This window comes from Desulfovibrio sp. Huiquan2017, from assembly GCF_017351175.1.
Classification (GTDB): Bacteria; Desulfobacterota; Desulfovibrionia; order Desulfovibrionales; family Desulfovibrionaceae; genus Pseudodesulfovibrio.
Genome location: NZ_JAFMPN010000002.1, coordinates 37,335 through 53,386, shown reverse-complemented (window position 1 = coordinate 53,386; position 16,052 = coordinate 37,335). Strand labels below are relative to the sequence as shown.

Sequence of the window (16,052 nt, the reverse complement as noted above, 5' to 3'; positions counted from 1 at the left end):
CTATTCTCCATATTCGCCATCTTTGACGGGCTGCAACCGTCTTCTCCAATATTGCTTCGGATACCAAAAACTCAAGGCGATCAACGCGACCACCACCGGCCAGTCCAGGGCAACCCTGGCCGCGAGGTAGACCTCCAGCGGCCACCCCTTCAGGACGATCCACAGGCACAGGGCCCGAAGAAAATACGCACCGCCCCAAACCACGCTCAACCGGAGCCACAAGGGACGGTAATACCCGCTTTCACGCACGGTATCGGGGAAGGCGTCCTTCCCGGCGGTCTGTTCGGCCAGCAGTTGAATCAACGGCCGCCGGAAAAGCATGGATGCCAGAAACACGCCCCCCATGGCCGCGTCCGACACGATGGGCGAGAGCAGGTACCAATCCGGGTCCCGCGTGGCCGCCAGCCCGGCCAACTCAGCCAAGCAGTAGGCCGCGCCGATGGCGGAAAAACCGTCCACTTCCTTATCCCGGAGGAAATACCAGGTCGCCACGCCCATTCCCCAGACCGCAGCGGCAGCGGCGCCCGCCATGGCCATGCCGAGCCGGGTTCCCCCATAATAAATAAGCAGGGGGATGACCGCTCCCAACAAAATTCTCTGCACGGTTGATCGGCTCATACTGCGTTTCCCTGGCCATTCCGCCCGGCCGCGGAACCCGCCGGAACGGATACCGCCAACAGGCCAGACGGCCTCACTGATTCATTCACTCAATCCGTTATACCCTTGCATCATTCACCTTTCATTAATTCACCAGGCACCGTTCCGGCGAAGAACGGCTCCGGATCGACCACTGCGCCGAGCACGAAGGCAGCCAAGTGCAGATGGGCCCCGGTGACGCGCCCGGTGGCCCCGGACAGACCGATGACCTGGCCGGGCTTGACCATATCCCCTTCCTTCACCTTTGTCGCGGACAGATGGCAGGACATGGTGAAAAACCCGTTGCCGTGGTCGATGAGCACGCTGTTTCCGCCATAATATAGGGCCCGGACAAGAGCAACTCGCCCGGCGGCCACGGCATGGATGGGCGTGCCGAGCCAGGCCCGGAAATCCAGCCCGGTATGCCGTGCGGCGACGTTTCCGTTGAAGGTCCGGTACAGTCCGAACCGGCTGAGCATCCGGCCCTTGACCGGCCGGAACAGGGGCGCACGCCAATACCGCTCGGGCGAGACCTTGGCCAAGGCGGCCTTGAGCGTCTCGTGCTCCCGCTTGATGCGTTCCCGTGCGGACTTCGGCGGATGGACCATCTTCGGGGCCACGGTCAGGACTTCACTGTCCCAAGCGGACGGAACCATTTCCACGGTACGCGAGAAGCGCCGCTCATGGCCCCAGATACGAGCCACGACCTCGACCGAACGAACACCGGGTTCCTCACGCAGGCCCGCGCCGAGCAGGACCACGGCCTCGGAACGTTCGCCGGTTTTGGTCACGGCCGGACGCACGCTGCGGCCGTTCCAACGCACTTCCAGATCCTCCAAAGGGTACCAGGTGCCGATACGGACAACGAACGCCTTGCCCGTGCCCACGGCATCCGGGGCCTGGATATCGACCATGTCGCCCGCCAGAACCGGAGCCGCCGACACAAGGCTGGCCAGAAGGACAAGGATGATCCAAGACGGGCAAAATCGCCGTTCAAACAGATTGCAAAACATCATAATATCCAATCAATAAACAATTATTGCAGCATATTGTCCGCTGTCGTTTTGAATAACGACGCAGGATCGACCAGATCGCCCAGAACCGACAGGGAGAAATGCAGGTGCGGCCCGGTGGCCCGGCCGGTCATGCCGGTGAGGCCTACGGTCTGGCCGCGCTTGACCTCGTCCCCCTCCTTGACCGTGGGCTCGGACAGATGGAAGTACATGGAGACCACCCCGTTGCCGTGATCCACGTAGACCGAATTGCCCGCGTAATAATGGTCGCCCACCAGGATGACCTTGCCGTCGGCCACGCACTTGACGGGATTGCCCATGGGGGAACGAAAATCCAATCCCCGATGGGGATTCTTGGGCTTGCCGTTGAGGATGCGCTGCGCCCCGTAAACGGACAGGATCTTGCCCTGCACCGGCCGCTCCAGGGGCAGCCGCCACAGGCGCACGGCCGAAACCGTGTTCTTGGCCGCCGTGGTCCGCTCGCCTTCGGCAGCGATGCGGGCGTGCACGTCCTTGGGCGGAGTGACCATCTTCTCGGGCAGGGTCAATTCCTGTCGCGGATAGTCCTCCGGGGTGATGCGCACGGTGCGGCGCAGGGAGCTTTCCCGGCCGTCCACCGAGGCGATGACCACCAATTCCTCCTTCTTGCCCGGGCGCTCGGTGAGCACATCCGTGCCGAGCATGGCCAGGGCCACATGGCGGTTGTTCCAGACCGAGATGGACGGAACCACCTCGCGCCCCTGCCAGTGTACGGACACCGATTCCAGCGGCAGGTCCGAGGTCAGGCGGACCAGGAAGGGCTGGCCCACACCGACATTGCGCGGCGCGGCCAGCACCAGGGCGGGAGCCGTCCGGGCCGGTGCGGAGGTAGCCTGGGCCGGGGCGGGAGGCGTTGTGTCCAAGGTCGCGCCGTCCCCCTCCTGCAACCCGAAGGCCGGGGTTTGAGCCTGGGCCTGGGCCTGGGCCTGGGCCTGGGCGTTCATGGGAAATCCCATCAGGGCAACCATAAAAATCATCAACAAAAACCGTTGCATAAAGAACTATTCCTCATTAAGTCGAGTGTCCGTCACCGTGGCCGCCACGCGGCCGTCACGAACCGTGATATCAAGAGCATCGCCCTTCGTCACCCTTCTCGGGTCACGTAAAAATTCGCCGGTCCCCGCCACACGCACTAAAGCGTACCCACGCGAAAGCGGTCCCTCCGGGTCCAGGCCGCGCAAGGCCGTTTCCAGCACGGCCAGCCGTTGCGCCGCGCTGTCCAGGCCGCTCACCCCGGACGCATCCAACCGTTGCCCGAGTCCGGCCACCCCGTCGGCCAGCCGGTCCACCCGCTCCGGACCGAAGGCCCTGCCCAGGCGGTGCGCCAATCCGGCCGCGTCGTGCGCCAGACCGTCCAGGCGGGCCGTACCAAAGGCGCGGTCCAACCCCTCGGCCGCCCGCGCGGCCCGTTCGGCGTGATCGAAATAGTGGTCCAGCCCGGCCCCCTGCAACCGGGACATGAGCGCGGAAAACCTATCCTCCATGCGTTCCAGACGCCGGACGGGCGACAACCAGACCAGCGCCTTGCGCAGATGTTCGAAAGCCCCGGCCTTGCCGGACAGCCAAGCCGCGTAGGTCCGGCCCAAGCCCAGATCGAGGACATCCACCTTCTGGGCCAGGGTCTCGCGCCGGGGCCACAGTTCCTGGGCCGCGTGGGTCGGGGTGGCCGCGCGTCTGTCGGCCACGAAATCCGCGATGGACACATCCGGTTCGTGCCCCACGCCGGTGAGCACCGGCAGTCGGGCGCGGTAGATGGCGTCCGCCACTTCCTCGGTGTTAAAGGCCCACAAATCCTCCAACGAACCGCCGCCGCGAATGAGCACGGCCGCCTCGGCCCAGCCCTCGCCGTCCACCAGATCCAGCGCCGCCGCGATCTGGGCCGGGGCTCGGTCGCCCTGGACCAGCACCGGATAAATCCGTATTTCCGCCCCGGTGCCGCGCGTATCCGCGATGCGCAGAAAATCCCGGATGGCCGCCCCGGACTTCGAGGTGATCACCGCCACCCGCTTGGGATCATACGGCAATTCCAGCTTGCGGTCCTCGTCGAAATACCCCTTGGCCGCCAGCTTCTTCTTGAGTGCCTCGAAGGCCACGGCCAAGTCGCCCACGCCCCGGGCCTGCACCAGTTCGGCCACCAGTTGGTACTGCCCGCGCGGCTCGTACACGTTGAGCCTGCCCGCGCAGAGCACCTCCATGCCGTCCTCGATGCCGCTGCCAGTCAGTGCCGTGCCGCCCTCGACCTCCTCGATCTCTCCGGTCAGCGGGTTGACCTGGTCCGCGCCTTGGCGCACCGGCTGGGTCGCGCGCTGCGACGACTTGAACCAGACCACGCTCAATGCCGCGTCCCCGTCGGTCAGCGTGAAATACACGTGCCCGGACGCAGGACGCGCCAGGTTCGACACCTGTCCGCGCACCCAGACGAATGGGAATTCGGCCTCCAGCAAGGCTTTGACCGACTTGGTCAGCTCGGAAACGGTCAGTATATTGGACAAAGAATGCCCCCGCCCCCATCCCTTCTCCTTTCCTGAACTTCTTGTCGCCGCTTCGCGGTGGAGGGGATCGAGGGTTTGGTCTATTACACGTTAGTTCAAGTCTACTCCGTGGCAATCACCGCGCCCGCGCCGATCATAATCGTGCCCGCGGTGCGGTTGGCGACCTTCCAGACGCGAGTGGAACGCATGACTTTGCGGCCCTTGGCGGCCAGCCAGGCGTAGACGGCGATCACGCTGAAAACAGTCGGGATGACGATGGCCACGACCATGACGATGTCGAGCGATGTCAGCCCCCGCATGTCCACGAAACCGGGCAGAAAGCCGCAGTAAAACGCAATCACCTTGGGGTTGCCCAGGGAGAGGAGGAGTCCGGCGAGATAACTGCGCCTGCCGCGAGGCTGGGGAAGGTCTCCCGCCTCCATGGACAGCGGCTTGGCCATCCACACCTTGACGCCCATATACACAAGATAGGCTGCGCCCGCCCATTTGAGGACCAGAAAATAGGCGCCGATCCGGGAGGCGATCCAACCCATGCCGAACAGGGCCGTCAGGAGATACACCAGATCGCCGCTCACGAGACCGGCGGCATAGCCCAGGGCCGTCTTCAGGCCGTGGGCCAGGGATTGCGCCATCAGTGCGCAAACGCCCGGTCCAGGGATAAGGGCAAAGACCAATGTGGCGACCGCCAACGCGATGCCGCTCTCAACAGTCATCTTGTCTCCTTCGCATTCCGTGCCGATATCACTTCGCTGCGATGGCCGCGCCCGCGCCGATCATGATCGTGCCCGCCGTGCGGTTCATGGCCTTCCACAGCCGGGTCGAGCGGATGGCGTTGCGGCCGCGCGATGCCAACCAGGCGTAGACCAGCGGGACCGTGCCGATGATCGGCACGATGATGCCCATGACCAGGGCCACGTCCGTTCCGGTCAGGGCCCGCATATCCACGAAGCCGGGCAGAAAGCCGCAATAGAAGGCGATGGCCTTGGGGTTGCCCAGGGTCACGCACAGCCCGGCCAGAAAGCTGCGCCCCGGGCGGACCGGCAGGCCGCACTGCGCCTGCTCGAAATTCGGTTTGGCCAACCAGCACTTCACGCCCATGTAGACGAGATAGGCCGCTCCGGCCCATTTGAGGACCGCGAAATACGGGCCGATCTGCGAGGCCACCCAGCCCATGCCGAACAAGGCCGTAAGCAGGTAGCACACGTCGCCCAGGGCCAGCCCCAGAGTGAATCCGGCCCCGGCCTTGAAGCCGCGCGTCAACGATTGCGCCACCACCGCCGAAACGCCCGGACCGGGGATGCACGCGAACACCAGCGTGGCCAGGGCCAACGCAATACCGCTTTCAACAGTCATCTTCTCTCTCCCGAAGGTTGTGCCCGGCTGCCCCGGCATACCATCCGGCGGACCGGACCGACAATAAAAAACCCGGCGCGGGAGACTCCGCGCCGGGTCGGCATGACGATATACGTCCGGAATCTAAGGAGTCTCAAGCCCCCAATTATTCCAGATCCGGTTCCGCCAATCGGCGAAGGACTCGGCGAAGGTGTCCAACGGCAGTTCGATCTTCTCGCCCGTCTTGCGGTCCTTGGCCTCGATGATGCCGCTCTTGAGGCCTTTGCCGCCCAGCACGAGCTGCATGGGATAGCCGATCAGGTCGGCCTCGGCGAACTTGACGCCGGGCCGCTCGTTGCGGTCGTCAAAGGCCGCGTCCACGCCCAGGCTCTTGAGTTCGGCATAGAGTTCCTCGGCCTTGGCGGTCACCTCCGGGTCCTTGCCGCCGAGAGCGATCAGACAGACCTCGAACGGGGCGATGGACGGCGGGAAGCAGCAACCATTTTCGTCGTTGTTCTGCTCGATGGCCGAAGCCACGATGCGCGACACGCCGATGCCGTAGCAACCCATGATCAGGTATTGGGACTTGCCGTTCTCGTCCAGGAACGTGGCTTCCATCTTCTTGGAATACTTGAGGCCGAGCTTGAAGACGTGGCCCACTTCGATGCCCTTGGTGAACTCGATCGCGCCGCCGCATTCCGGGCAGACGTCCGTGGGTTCGATGACCCGCAGGTCGGCGAATTTGACGATGTCGCAGTCGCGCCCCAGGGCCAGATGCCGCACATGGGTGTCGCCCTTGTTGGCCCCGGCCACCCAATCGGTGGCGGCGAGCAGTTCATGGTCGGCGTAGATGGGCACGTCCTTGTCCAGGCCGGCGGGACCGGCAAAACCGACGGGCGCGTTGGTCAGCTTCCTGACCAGAGCCTCGTCGGCCAGTTCGATCTCGTTGCCGCCCACCATGTTGCGCAGCTTGACGTCGTTCAGTTCGCGGTCGCCGCGCACCAGCCCGGCCACGGGCTTGCCGTCCACCACAAAAAGCAGGGTCTTGATCAGCCGGTCGGCGGGAATCTCCAGGAACGCGCAGACCTCCTCCACGGTGTGGGAACCGGGAGTGGCGACCGCCTCCATGGGCGGCACGGCGGATTCGTCGGCCGGTGCGCCCTGGGGCGGGTTGACCTTGGCCTTTTCCAGGTTGGCCGCGAAGTCGCAGGACAGACAGGAAGCGATAGTGTCCTCGCCGGTATCGGCCAGGACCATGAATTCGTGGGAGAAGTCGCCGCCGATGGCCCCGGAGTCGGCCTGGACCGGCTTGAAGCGCAGGCCAATGCGCGAGAAGGCCTTCTTGTAGGCGTCGAACATGCCGAAGTAGGACGCTTCCGCGCCCGCCTCGTCCTTGTCGAAGGAATAGCCGTCCTTCATGATGAACTCGCGGCCGCGCATGAGCCCGAACCGGGGGCGGATCTCGTCGCGGAATTTGGTCTGGATCTGATAGAGATTGACCGGCAGTTGCTTGTAGGACTTGATCTCCCCGCGCACCAGGTCGGTTATGACCTCCTCGTGGGTGGGGCCGAGACAGTAGCCGCGGTCATTGCGGTCCTTGAAGCGGAGCAGCTCTTTGCCGTAGTACTCCCAACGGCCGCTCTCCTTCCACAGGTCGGCGGGCTGGACCATGGGCAGGAGCACCTCCAGCGCGCCCGCACGGTCCATTTCCTCGCGCACGATCTGCGCCACCTTGTTGATGGCGCGCAGACCGAGCGGCAGATAATTGTAAATGCCGCTGGTCAGCTTGCGGATCATGCCCGCGCGCATCAGGAGCTTGTGGGAGACCACCTCGGCGTCGGCCGGGTCCTCCTTCAGGGTCGGGATGTAGTAACGGGAAAGACGCATTTATTCACTTCTCCTTTCTTCCAGGAATTTTTCCATCTCTTTCATGAATTCGGGCAGCAAATTCGCATTGCCCTTGACCTTGCGGACCACCTCGCCCTTGCGGAAGATGATCCCCAGGTCGCGGCCCCCGGCGATGCCGATGTCCGCTTCCCGGGCCTCGCCCGGTCCGTTGACCACACAACCCATGACGGCCACGGTGAAGACCTCTTCGACGCCCCGGAGCGCCGCCTCCACCTGCTCGGCCAGCTCGATGAGCCCGATCTCGGTGCGCCCGCAGGTGGGGCAGGATATAATCTCCGGACCGCGTTCCCGCAAGCCGAGACTGCGCAGGATTTCATAGGCCACGCCGATCTCCGCCACGGGGTCGTGGGTCAGGGATACGCGCATGGTGTCGCCGATGCCCTCGTACAACAGGATGCCCAACCCCACCGAGGACTTGACCGCGCCGCGCACCAGCGTGCCCGCCTCGGTGATGCCGATGTGCAGGGGATAATCCACCTGCTCGGACATGAGCCGGTAGGCCGCTACGGTCTTGAGCACCGACGAGGTCTTGAGCGAAATCTTGATGTCGTGAAAATCGCGCGCCTCCAGCATGCGCACATGCCTGAGGCCGGACTCGACCATGGCTTCGGGCGTGGGGCCGCCGTATCGCTTCAAAAGATCCTTTTCCAGCGACCCGCCGTTGACCCCGATGCGGATGGGCGTACCGCACGCCTTGGCCGCCCGGACCACGGCGTCCACCTTGGCCTCGTCCCCGATGTTGCCGGGGTTGATGCGCAGGCCGTCGAAGCCCGCGTCCAGCGCGGCCAAGGCCAGCCGGTGGTCGAAATGGATGTCCGCGATGAGCGGCACGGGCGACTGGGCGCGGATGGTCTTGAGCACGGCCGCCGCAGCCTCGTCGGGCACGGCCAGCCGCACGATCTCGCACCCTGCGTCGGCCAGTTGGCCAATCTGCGCCACGGTGGCCGGAACGTCGCGCGTATCCGTATTGCACATGGATTGGACCCGGACGGGATTGTCCCCGCCGATGCCCACGCCGCCGATATTCACGACTCTCGTCTGTTTCCGTTGCATAAGGAGCAGCACGTTACGCAATTTCCGGCCCCAAGCCAAGCGGCGAGGCGACACCCAAATGCAACCAAACAGCATGAAACGACAACAAAAAAACCTTTAACTATTTATAATGGAAAAATAATGACCGCACCCTTTGGATATATTTCGCGCCCGACGACAACCATGAGGTAAAATATGAAAGTCAATGTCAGAACGAAAATCATCCTGTCATTCACCATTTCGCTCCTGTTGCTCTGCGCGGCCATCCTGGCCACGACCCTCACTTCCATCTACAACGATTCCCTGGATTCCAGCGTGACCTCGGCCGCTGGGCAGCTCAAGCATATCGACGGAACCATCTCCATGTATATCCAGGCGACCATACGCAACACCACGATGATGGCCGAAGATCCCCGGGCCAAACGGATTGGCGACATCCGGACAAACTATCTCGACACCGCCAAGAAATACCCCGCCCGCTACCTGGCCCCCGACGATCCGGTCGGCGCCGAGATCCAGGACTTCTACAGGCTGATCCTCAAGACCCACCCCAGCTATGCCGACTGTTACCTCGGCACGGCCAACGGGGCCTTCATCCTCGGCGGGGATTCGAGCATCCCGGCAGGCTATGACCCGCGCCAGCGGTCCTGGTACCGGGAGGCCGCCGCCGCCCCGGACAAGGGGATCATATCCAAAGCCTACGTGTCCACCACGGGCGATCCCATGGTGCCCAGCGCCAAAGCGGTCCTCGACGGTTCCAAAGTCGTGGGTGTGGCCGCCATGGACCTGTCCCTGAGCGGACTGACCAAGCTCGTTGAAGAGGCCCGGCTGGGCAAAACCGGGTACGTCATCATGATCCAGGACGACGGTGTGGTCATCGCCGATCCCGGCAATCCGGACGACAACTTCAAAAACGTCTCGGAACTGTCCGACACGCTCTACGCCCAGGCCTTCGCCCGGGAAAGCGGCTCCGTGACCGGCACCATCAAAGGCGTGAGCACCATGGCCGTGGTCCATACCTCGCCCGTCCTCGGCTGGAAACTCGTCGCCCTGATCCAGACCTCCGAGATCATGGCCCCGGTCTGGTCCAACGCCATCAACGCCATTTCACTCTCCCTGCTTTTCCTGATCATCATCGGGACGGCCATGTGGATCTACATGAACAAGCTGCTCATCACCCCCCTTGGCCGCATCGTCAGGGTCCTGGGCCGGGCCGCGGCCGGCGACTACACCACCCGGCTTGAGACCTCGCGCAAGGATGACGTCGGCGACATATTCCGGGCTCTCAACACGATGTCCGACAAGTTGTCGGACATCGTCGGCCAGGTCGTCGACGGCAGTTCGCGCGTGGCTTCGGGCAGCGAAGAGCTGTCCGGCACCTCAAGCGCCCTGGCCGACGGGGCCACCCGGCAGGCCGCCGCACTGGAGGAGGTTTCCTCGTCCATGGAGGAGATGGCCGCCAATATCCGGGCCAACGCGGAGAACGCCCAGGTCACGGCCAAGACCGCGGCCAAGGCCTCGGGCAACGCCCGCGAGGGCGGCGAGGCCGTAAGCGAGACCGTGTCGGCCATGCAGGATATCGCCGAAAAGATCTCCATCGTCGAGGAAATAGCCCGGCAGACCAACCTCCTGGCGCTGAACGCGGCCATCGAGGCAGCCCGGGCGGGCGAGCACGGCAAGGGCTTCGCCGTGGTCGCGGCCGAAGTACGCAAGCTGGCCGAACGCAGCGGCCAGGCGGCTTCTGAAATATCCGAGCTGTCCACCTCCAGCGTGCGGGTCGCCCTCACTGCGGGCGAACTGCTCAAGGAAATAGTCCCGGACATCGAGAAGACCGCCGAACTCATTCACGAGATAACCATGGCCAGCAACGAGCAGAACTCCGGCGCGGAACAAATCAATTCGGCCCTGCAGCAGCTCGACCACGTGGTCCAGCAAAACGCCGCCGCCTCCGAAGAGATGGCCTCGACCTCCGCCGACCTGGCGGAACAGGCTCACGGCCTGGAGCAACTGATCTCCTTCTTCAAGGTCCAGGGCACCGGCGCCACACGGCGTCCGGCCAAGACCGCCTCCAAACCCGCGTCCAAGACCGTGGCGACGGTAACGCCCAAACGGCCCGTCGCCCTGCCCGCGAAGCCCGCCAAGGCATCCTCCGACGGCCTGAACCTGAATATGGAAGAGCCCGAGGCCACCGAATTCGAACGGTTCTGAGCCTCACCAACAAAATAGCACAGCGGCCCGGCTCATTGTGAGCGGGGCCGCTTTTTTCCTTTCCCCCGCCCTAAATCCCCGCCCGGGCGAATCGCCGCCGAAAATAACGGACTGCAACGATCCGTTTTCATTTCTCCCTTGACGCCCTTTCCCCTTTTATTTAGGAAGACCATAGTGTTACATTTTTATTATCCGTAGCAACACGCATGCCGCAATCACGCATTCGTATACCACACAAGGTGTTCCAATGAAAAAACGTCATCTCTTCTGCGCCATCATGCTGCTCTTTCTGGCTGCGCCCGCGACCGGTTCGGCCCGCACCCTGACCGACTCCATCGGCCGGACGAACGACGTCCCGGATACTGTCGAGCATGTCATCTGCTCCGGCTCCGGCTGCCTGCGCCTGCTGACCTACCTCGGAGCTCAGGACAAGATCGCGGCCGTGGACGACATCGAGACCCGCCGCCGCAACTTCGACGCCCGGCCCTACGCCATCGCCAACCCGCAGTTCAAGAAAATGCCCATATTCGGCGAATTCCGGGGACATGACAATCCGGAGCTCATCCTGACCCTGGAGCCCCAGCCCCAGGTCATCTTCAAGACCTACACCTCGTCCATGGGATACGATCCCCAGGAGCTTCAGGACAAGACCGGCATCCCGGTAGTGGTCCTCGACTACGGCAACCTGGGCCAAAACAGACCGGCCATGTACCGGAGCCTGCGTCTCATGGGCAAGGTCATGGGCAAGGAAAAGCGCGCCGAGGACATCATCCAATACATGGAAGGGCTCATCGCCGATTTGAGCCGGCGCACGGGCGACGTCCCCGGCCAGGAACGATCCACGGTCTACCTGGGCGGCGTGGCCGCGCGGGGCCCCCACGGCTTTCAGTCCACGGAACCGTCCTACCCGCCGTTCCAGTTCGTCAACGCCATCAACCTGGCTTACCAAGCGGGCAAGGCGGGCAAGAACCTGGCCCACTCGGACATAGCCAAGGAGAAGATCGTCGAATGGAACCCGGACGTCCTCTTCCTGGACCTGTCCACCCTACAAATGGGTGACGACGCGGGCGGCCTGTTCGAGTTACGCAACGCCCCGGCCTACCGCACACTCTCCGCCGTGAAGGACGGCCGCGTTTATGGGGTACTCCCCTACAATTGGTACACCCAGAACTTCGGTTCCATCCTGGCCGACGCCTATTACATCGGCAAGGTCCTCTACCCCGACCGTTTCACGGACGTGGATCCGGCGGCCAAGGCAGACGAGATATATACATTCCTGGTGGGCAAGCCCGTATTCAAGGACATGGACGCCCTGTTCCACGGTCTGGCCTTCAAGCCCGTTCCGGTAAACTAGCATGCACTTCTCCGATGGACAGGTGCCTGCCGAATACCGGCGGTACATCGGGATCAAGCTCCTTTTGATCTGCCTGACCGGCGGGCTGCTCGCCCTGGCCCTGGTGATCTCCATTTCCATGGGCGCGGCGCACATCCCCCTGGCCGACGTGGGCAGGACCCTCGCGGGCTGGACCGTGTCCAAACGCTACGACGTGATCATCTGGAACATCCGTCTGCCCCAGGCCCTGGCCGCCATCATGGCCGGGGCCGGACTGGCCGTTGCGGGCGCGGTCATGCAGGCCATCCTGCGCAACCCGCTGGGCTCGCCCTTCACCCTGGGCATCTCCCACGCGGCGGCCTTTGGCGCGGCCTTTTCGGTGATGATCCTGGGTGGCGGAATCATGGGGTCCACCAACACGGACGCCGTGAACATCACCAATCCCTACCTGACCACGGGCGCGGCCTTCCTCGTCAGCCTGATCGCCGCCGGGGTCATCGTGGCCGTGTCCCGGCTGCGCGGCTCGACCCCCGAGGTCATGATCCTGACCGGCGTGGCGCTGGGCGCGTTGTTCACCGCCGGGACCATGTTCCTGCAATTCTTCGCCGACGACGTGCAGTTGGCGGCCATGGTCTTCTGGAGCTTCGGCGACACGGCCCGGGCCTCCTGGTCTGAACTGGGCGTCATGACCGCCGTGACCGTGGCCACTTCCGCGTACTTCCTGGCCAACGCCTGGAACTACAACGCCGTTGACGCGGGTGATGAGACCGCCAAAGGGCTGGGCGTGCGCGTGGACCGCGTGCGCGTGATCGGCATGATGCTCGCCTCCATGCTCACGGCGGTGATCATCGCTTTTCTGGGCATCATCGGCTTTGTCGGCCTGGTGGTCCCGCACATGGTCCGGCGCGTCATCGGCTCGGATCATCGTTTCCTGCTGCCGGGCTCGATCCTTGCGGGCGGACTGCTCCTGCTCGTCTCGGACACCGCCGCCCGGCTTGTTCTGGCCCCGCACATGTTGCCGGTCTCGGTTTTGACCGCCTTCATGGGCGCACCGGTCTTCATCTATCTCATCATCAGGGGGCAACGGCGATGATCCTGTCCGTGACCGATCTCGACTTCGCCTACAACGGTTCCAAGGTCCTGCGGGACGTGGCCTTCCACCTGGACGGCGGCGAACTCCTGGCCATCCTCGGCCCCAACGGCGTGGGTAAGACCACCCTGCTCAAGTGCATCAACGCCATCCATGCGCCCAGCAAAGGCAAGGTCCTGGTGGAGGACCGCGACGTGCTCCGGATGCGCCCGCACGAAATAGCCCTGGGCATAGGCTACGTGGCCCAGCGCAACGAAACCGCGCGGCTGACCGTGTTCGACGCCGTACTCATGGGCCGCAAGCCGCACATCGTCTGGCGTGTGGGCGAAGAGGACCTCAAGATGGTCGATTCCGCCCTGAAACGGCTGCACATGGCCAACCTCGCCCTGCGCTACATAGACCAGCTCTCGGGCGGCGAATTGCAGAAGGTGGCCATTGCCCGCGCCCTGGTCCAGGAACCGCGTCTCATGCTTCTGGACGAGCCCACATCCAGCCTCGACCTCAAGAGCCAGGTGGACATCCTGACCATGCTCCGCCGGGTGGTGGACGAGCACCGCATCGCCGCCATCATGACCATGCACGACCTGAACACCGCCCTGCGCTACGCCGACAAGGTCCTGTTCCTCAAGGACGGCTGTATCCACTCCACCGGACCGGCCTGCGAAGTCACCTCCGACGTGGTCGAAGAAGTCTACGGCCTGCCCGTGCACATCCACACCGTCCAGGGCCACCCGATGGTGGTCCCGGCCGCCTGACCGTCATCCCCAGTCATCCGAAGGAGCCCCCCCATGTCCAGCACCACACCACGGGAAACCCTCGACGCAGCCATCGCCTTCCACGGCCACTCCTGCCCCGGCCTGGCCATCGGCATCCGCGCCGTGGAACTGGCCGAGCGCGAACTCGGCGAACTCGGCGAACTCGATCTGGTCGCCGTGGCCGAGACCGACATGTGCGGCGTGGACGCCATACAATTTCTGACCGACTGCACGCTCGGCAAGGGCAATTTCATCCACCGCGACTACGGCAAGAAGGCCTTTTCCTTTTTCGACCGCACATCCGGCCGGGGTTTCCGCGCCCTGCTCCGGGACACCGGCCCGAGTCGGCCGGGCGAAGACCGGGAAGCGGCCATCCGCCACTTCATGACCCTCCCCCTGGACGACATGTTCGCCGTCACCCCCCTGGCCTGCCCGCCGCCCAGGCCCGCCGCGGTCCTCGAAAGCCTCCGCTGCGCACAATGCGGCGAGATGACCATGGAGTCCCGCACGCGCCGTTATGGCGGCAAAACCTACTGCATCCCCTGCTTCCGGGAGATCGACCAGAAGCTGTAGGGAGGCTTCCCCTCCAAAAGGTAAAAAGAAGGCCCCGCACGGATATGTGCGGGGCCTTTGTAGTCTCTGTCGACGAACGGCTATTCGCCGTCCTTCCCGGCCGCCTTCTTTTTGGGTTTGGCCTTGGCTTCGGTCTCGGGCTTGGCCTCAATCTCGGACTTGGCCTTGACCTCGGACTGGTCCTTGGGCTTGGCCCCATTTCTCTTGGGCTTAAGCGGTGTACCGTGTTCGATCCAGACGGTCTTTTCAGTCACCGGCTTGCGGTGAACATCCTTCATGGACAGGCACTTGGTCGGGCAGTTGTCCCGGCAGACGCCGCAATAGACGCAGGCATGCGGATCGCATTGCCAGGTGCCCGCCGCCTTGTCCACGACGATGCACTGGCTGGGGCACTTGCGCGAGCATGTGCCGCAGAAGATGCACTTGTCGATGTCGATGACCAGTTCGCCCCGGTAATTGGGGAACGGCTCGCGCACCTCGTAGGGATACTTCCGGGTGGCGGGCTTCCTGAACAGGTTCTTGATGACGGTTGAAGTAAACTGCATGCGGTCCTCCTAGCGTTCGGTGCAGCTGATGCACGGGTCGATGGACAGCACGATGACCGGCACGTCGGCCAACTCGCACTCCGGCAGCATGGCCAGAAGCGGCGGGATATTGGCGAAGGTGGGGGTGCGGATGCGCAACCGTTCCAGGTTCTTGGTGCCGTTGCCCCGGATGTAGTAGACGCACTCGCCGCGCGGCTGCTCCACTCGGTGGTAGGCCTCGCCCTCGGGCGGGTTGCCCTTAAACTTAACGGCCAGTTCGCCCTCGGGCAGCTTGGCAATGGCCTGGCGGACCAGGTCGATGGACTGGAGCACTTCGCGGAAGCGGACCATGCCGCGCGCCCAACTGTCGCCCGAGGTTTCGACCACGGGCTCGAAGTCCAGGAACGAGTAGCCGCCGTAGCCCAACTGGCGCATGTCCTGGGCCACGCCCGAGCCGCGCAGGGTCGGTCCGGCCGCGCCCAATTCCCAGGCCTGTTCCTTGGTCATCACGCCGATGCCCACGGTGCGGGCCTTGACCGTGTATTCGTTCATCAGGGTGTTCTGGATGGCCTTGACCTCCTTCTCGACGATGTCGATCTCGGACAGGATCCAGCGGATCTGCTCCGGGGAAAGGTCGGTGCGCACGCCGCCGATGACGTTCACGGACACGATGACGCGGCTGCCGGTGGTGGCCTCGTTGATGTCCATGATCCGCTCGCGGATCTTCCAGAACTGCATGAACAGGGCCTCGAAGCCGAAGGCGTCGGCGAACAGCCCCAACCAGAGCAGGTGGGAGTGGCTGCGGTGCAGTTCGCTCCAGATGACGCGCAGCAGCTTGGCGCGGTCCGTGACCTCAATCCCCATGAGCTCCTCGATAGTCTCGGAGTAGCAGGTGCCGTGGATCATGGAGCAGATGCCGCAAACGCGCTCACAGACGTTGATCATCTGATGGAAATCGCGGATCTCGCACAGTTTCTCCAGGCCGCGATGGACATAGCCCAGGGCCGGAATGGCCTCCTTGACGATCTCGTCCTCGACCTTGAGGGTCAGGTGGATCGGTTCGGGCAAGACGGGATGCTGCGGGCCGAAGGGTATAACGGTGGTTGCCATTTCAGCC

15 protein-coding genes are annotated in these 16,052 nt (G+C 63.9%); 5 read left to right on the top strand and 10 right to left on the bottom strand.

Features of this window, described 5'->3' with window-relative positions; all coding sequences use genetic code 11:
* The 8 genes from J0909_RS01925 to ispG form a co-directional block, all read right to left on the bottom strand.
* Positions 1-618 (bottom strand): VC0807 family protein, encoded by a 618-nt coding sequence (locus tag J0909_RS01925; protein WP_207259987.1) that lies wholly within the window; start codon positions 616-618, stop codon positions 1-3.
* A 110-nt stretch (positions 619-728) separates the two neighbouring features.
* Positions 729-1,649, bottom strand: coding sequence for a M23 family metallopeptidase (locus J0909_RS01920; RefSeq protein ID WP_207259986.1), 921 nt, complete (start codon positions 1,647-1,649; stop codon positions 729-731).
* 23 nt (positions 1,650-1,672) lie between these two features.
* Positions 1,673-2,644, bottom strand: coding sequence for a M23 family metallopeptidase (locus tag J0909_RS01915; protein ID WP_286181686.1), 972 nt, complete (start codon positions 2,642-2,644; stop codon positions 1,673-1,675).
* Between the two features lie 45 nt (positions 2,645-2,689).
* Positions 2,690-4,180, bottom strand: a complete 1,491-nt coding sequence (gene xseA, locus J0909_RS01910) for an exodeoxyribonuclease VII large subunit (protein ID WP_207259985.1) — start codon at positions 4,178-4,180, stop codon at positions 2,690-2,692.
* Positions 4,181-4,281: 101 nt separating this feature from the next.
* On the bottom strand, positions 4,282-4,893 hold the full coding sequence (locus J0909_RS01905; protein ID WP_207259983.1) for a LysE family translocator: 612 nt from the start codon (positions 4,891-4,893) through the stop codon (positions 4,282-4,284).
* A 28-nt stretch (positions 4,894-4,921) separates the two neighbouring features.
* Positions 4,922-5,533, bottom strand: coding sequence for a LysE family translocator (locus tag J0909_RS01900; protein WP_207259982.1), 612 nt, complete (start codon positions 5,531-5,533; stop codon positions 4,922-4,924).
* 123 nt (positions 5,534-5,656) lie between these two features.
* Positions 5,657-7,399, bottom strand: coding sequence for a proline--tRNA ligase (locus J0909_RS01895; RefSeq protein ID WP_207259980.1), 1,743 nt, complete (start codon positions 7,397-7,399; stop codon positions 5,657-5,659).
* The gene (gene ispG / locus J0909_RS01890; RefSeq protein ID WP_207259977.1) at positions 7,400-8,473 is read right to left on the bottom strand and encodes a flavodoxin-dependent (E)-4-hydroxy-3-methylbut-2-enyl-diphosphate synthase; all 1,074 of its coding nucleotides are present in this window, start codon (positions 8,471-8,473) and stop codon (positions 7,400-7,402) included.
* 174 nt (positions 8,474-8,647) lie between these two features.
* Here ispG and J0909_RS18320 point away from each other — a divergent pair, with 174 nt between their 5' ends.
* The 5 genes from J0909_RS18320 to J0909_RS01865 all read left to right on the top strand — a co-directional run bounded on the left by J0909_RS18320 (position 8,648) and on the right by J0909_RS01865 (position 14,411).
* Positions 8,648-10,660, top strand: a complete 2,013-nt coding sequence (locus J0909_RS18320; protein WP_286181685.1) for a methyl-accepting chemotaxis protein — start codon at positions 8,648-8,650, stop codon at positions 10,658-10,660.
* 247 nt (positions 10,661-10,907) lie between these two features.
* Positions 10,908-12,014 carry an iron ABC transporter substrate-binding protein gene (locus tag J0909_RS01880; RefSeq protein WP_207259973.1) on the top strand — a complete coding sequence of 369 codons (1,107 nt, stop codon included), beginning with the start codon at positions 10,908-10,910 and terminating at the stop codon, positions 12,012-12,014.
* Position 12,015: 1 nt separating this feature from the next.
* Positions 12,016-13,086, top strand: a complete 1,071-nt coding sequence (locus J0909_RS01875; RefSeq protein WP_207259971.1) for a FecCD family ABC transporter permease — start codon at positions 12,016-12,018, stop codon at positions 13,084-13,086.
* Positions 13,083-13,838, top strand: coding sequence for an ABC transporter ATP-binding protein (locus J0909_RS01870; protein ID WP_207259970.1), 756 nt, complete (start codon positions 13,083-13,085; stop codon positions 13,836-13,838). The genes J0909_RS01875 and J0909_RS01870 overlap by 4 nt, the downstream gene beginning before the upstream one ends.
* Positions 13,839-13,871: 33 nt before the next feature.
* The gene (locus J0909_RS01865) at positions 13,872-14,411 is read left to right on the top strand and encodes an FmdE family protein (RefSeq protein WP_207259969.1); all 540 of its coding nucleotides are present in this window, start codon (positions 13,872-13,874) and stop codon (positions 14,409-14,411) included.
* 80 nt (positions 14,412-14,491) lie between these two features.
* On the opposite strand, the gene J0909_RS01860 is transcribed toward J0909_RS01865, so the two are convergent.
* Positions 14,492-14,956, bottom strand: coding sequence for a 4Fe-4S binding protein (locus J0909_RS01860; RefSeq protein ID WP_207259968.1), 465 nt, complete (start codon positions 14,954-14,956; stop codon positions 14,492-14,494).
* Positions 14,957-14,965: 9 nt separating this feature from the next.
* A complete protein-coding gene (locus J0909_RS01855) occupies positions 14,966-16,045 on the bottom strand; it encodes a hydrogenase large subunit (RefSeq protein WP_207259967.1) in 1,080 nt (359 codons plus the stop codon).
* Between the last annotated feature and the right edge of the window lie 7 nt (positions 16,046-16,052).

Coding starts and splice junctions, on each gene's coding strand:
- J0909_RS01905 (WP_207259983.1), bottom strand. CDS start 4,893: ATGACTGTTGAGAGCGGCATCGCGTTGGCGGTCGCCACATTGGTCTTT.
- J0909_RS01860 (WP_207259968.1), bottom strand. CDS start 14,956: ATGCAGTTTACTTCAACCGTCATCAAGAACCTGTTCAGGAAGCCCGCC.
- J0909_RS01870 (WP_207259970.1), top strand. CDS start 13,083: ATGATCCTGTCCGTGACCGATCTCGACTTCGCCTACAACGGTTCCAAG.
- J0909_RS01920 (WP_207259986.1), bottom strand. CDS start 1,649: ATGTTTTGCAATCTGTTTGAACGGCGATTTTGCCCGTCTTGGATCATC.
- J0909_RS01895 (WP_207259980.1), bottom strand. CDS start 7,399: ATGCGTCTTTCCCGTTACTACATCCCGACCCTGAAGGAGGACCCGGCC.
- J0909_RS01915 (WP_286181686.1), bottom strand. CDS start 2,644: ATGGGATTTCCCATGAACGCCCAGGCCCAGGCCCAGGCCCAGGCCCAG.
- J0909_RS01880 (WP_207259973.1), top strand. CDS start 10,908: ATGAAAAAACGTCATCTCTTCTGCGCCATCATGCTGCTCTTTCTGGCT.
- ispG (WP_207259977.1), bottom strand. CDS start 8,473: ATGCAACGGAAACAGACGAGAGTCGTGAATATCGGCGGCGTGGGCATC.
- J0909_RS01875 (WP_207259971.1), top strand. CDS start 12,016: ATGCACTTCTCCGATGGACAGGTGCCTGCCGAATACCGGCGGTACATC.
- J0909_RS01900 (WP_207259982.1), bottom strand. CDS start 5,533: ATGACTGTTGAAAGCGGTATTGCGTTGGCCCTGGCCACGCTGGTGTTC.
- J0909_RS01925 (WP_207259987.1), bottom strand. CDS start 618: ATGAGCCGATCAACCGTGCAGAGAATTTTGTTGGGAGCGGTCATCCCC.
- J0909_RS18320 (WP_286181685.1), top strand. CDS start 8,648: ATGAAAGTCAATGTCAGAACGAAAATCATCCTGTCATTCACCATTTCG.
- J0909_RS01865 (WP_207259969.1), top strand. CDS start 13,872: ATGTCCAGCACCACACCACGGGAAACCCTCGACGCAGCCATCGCCTTC.
- J0909_RS01855 (WP_207259967.1), bottom strand. CDS start 16,045: ATGGCAACCACCGTTATACCCTTCGGCCCGCAGCATCCCGTCTTGCCC.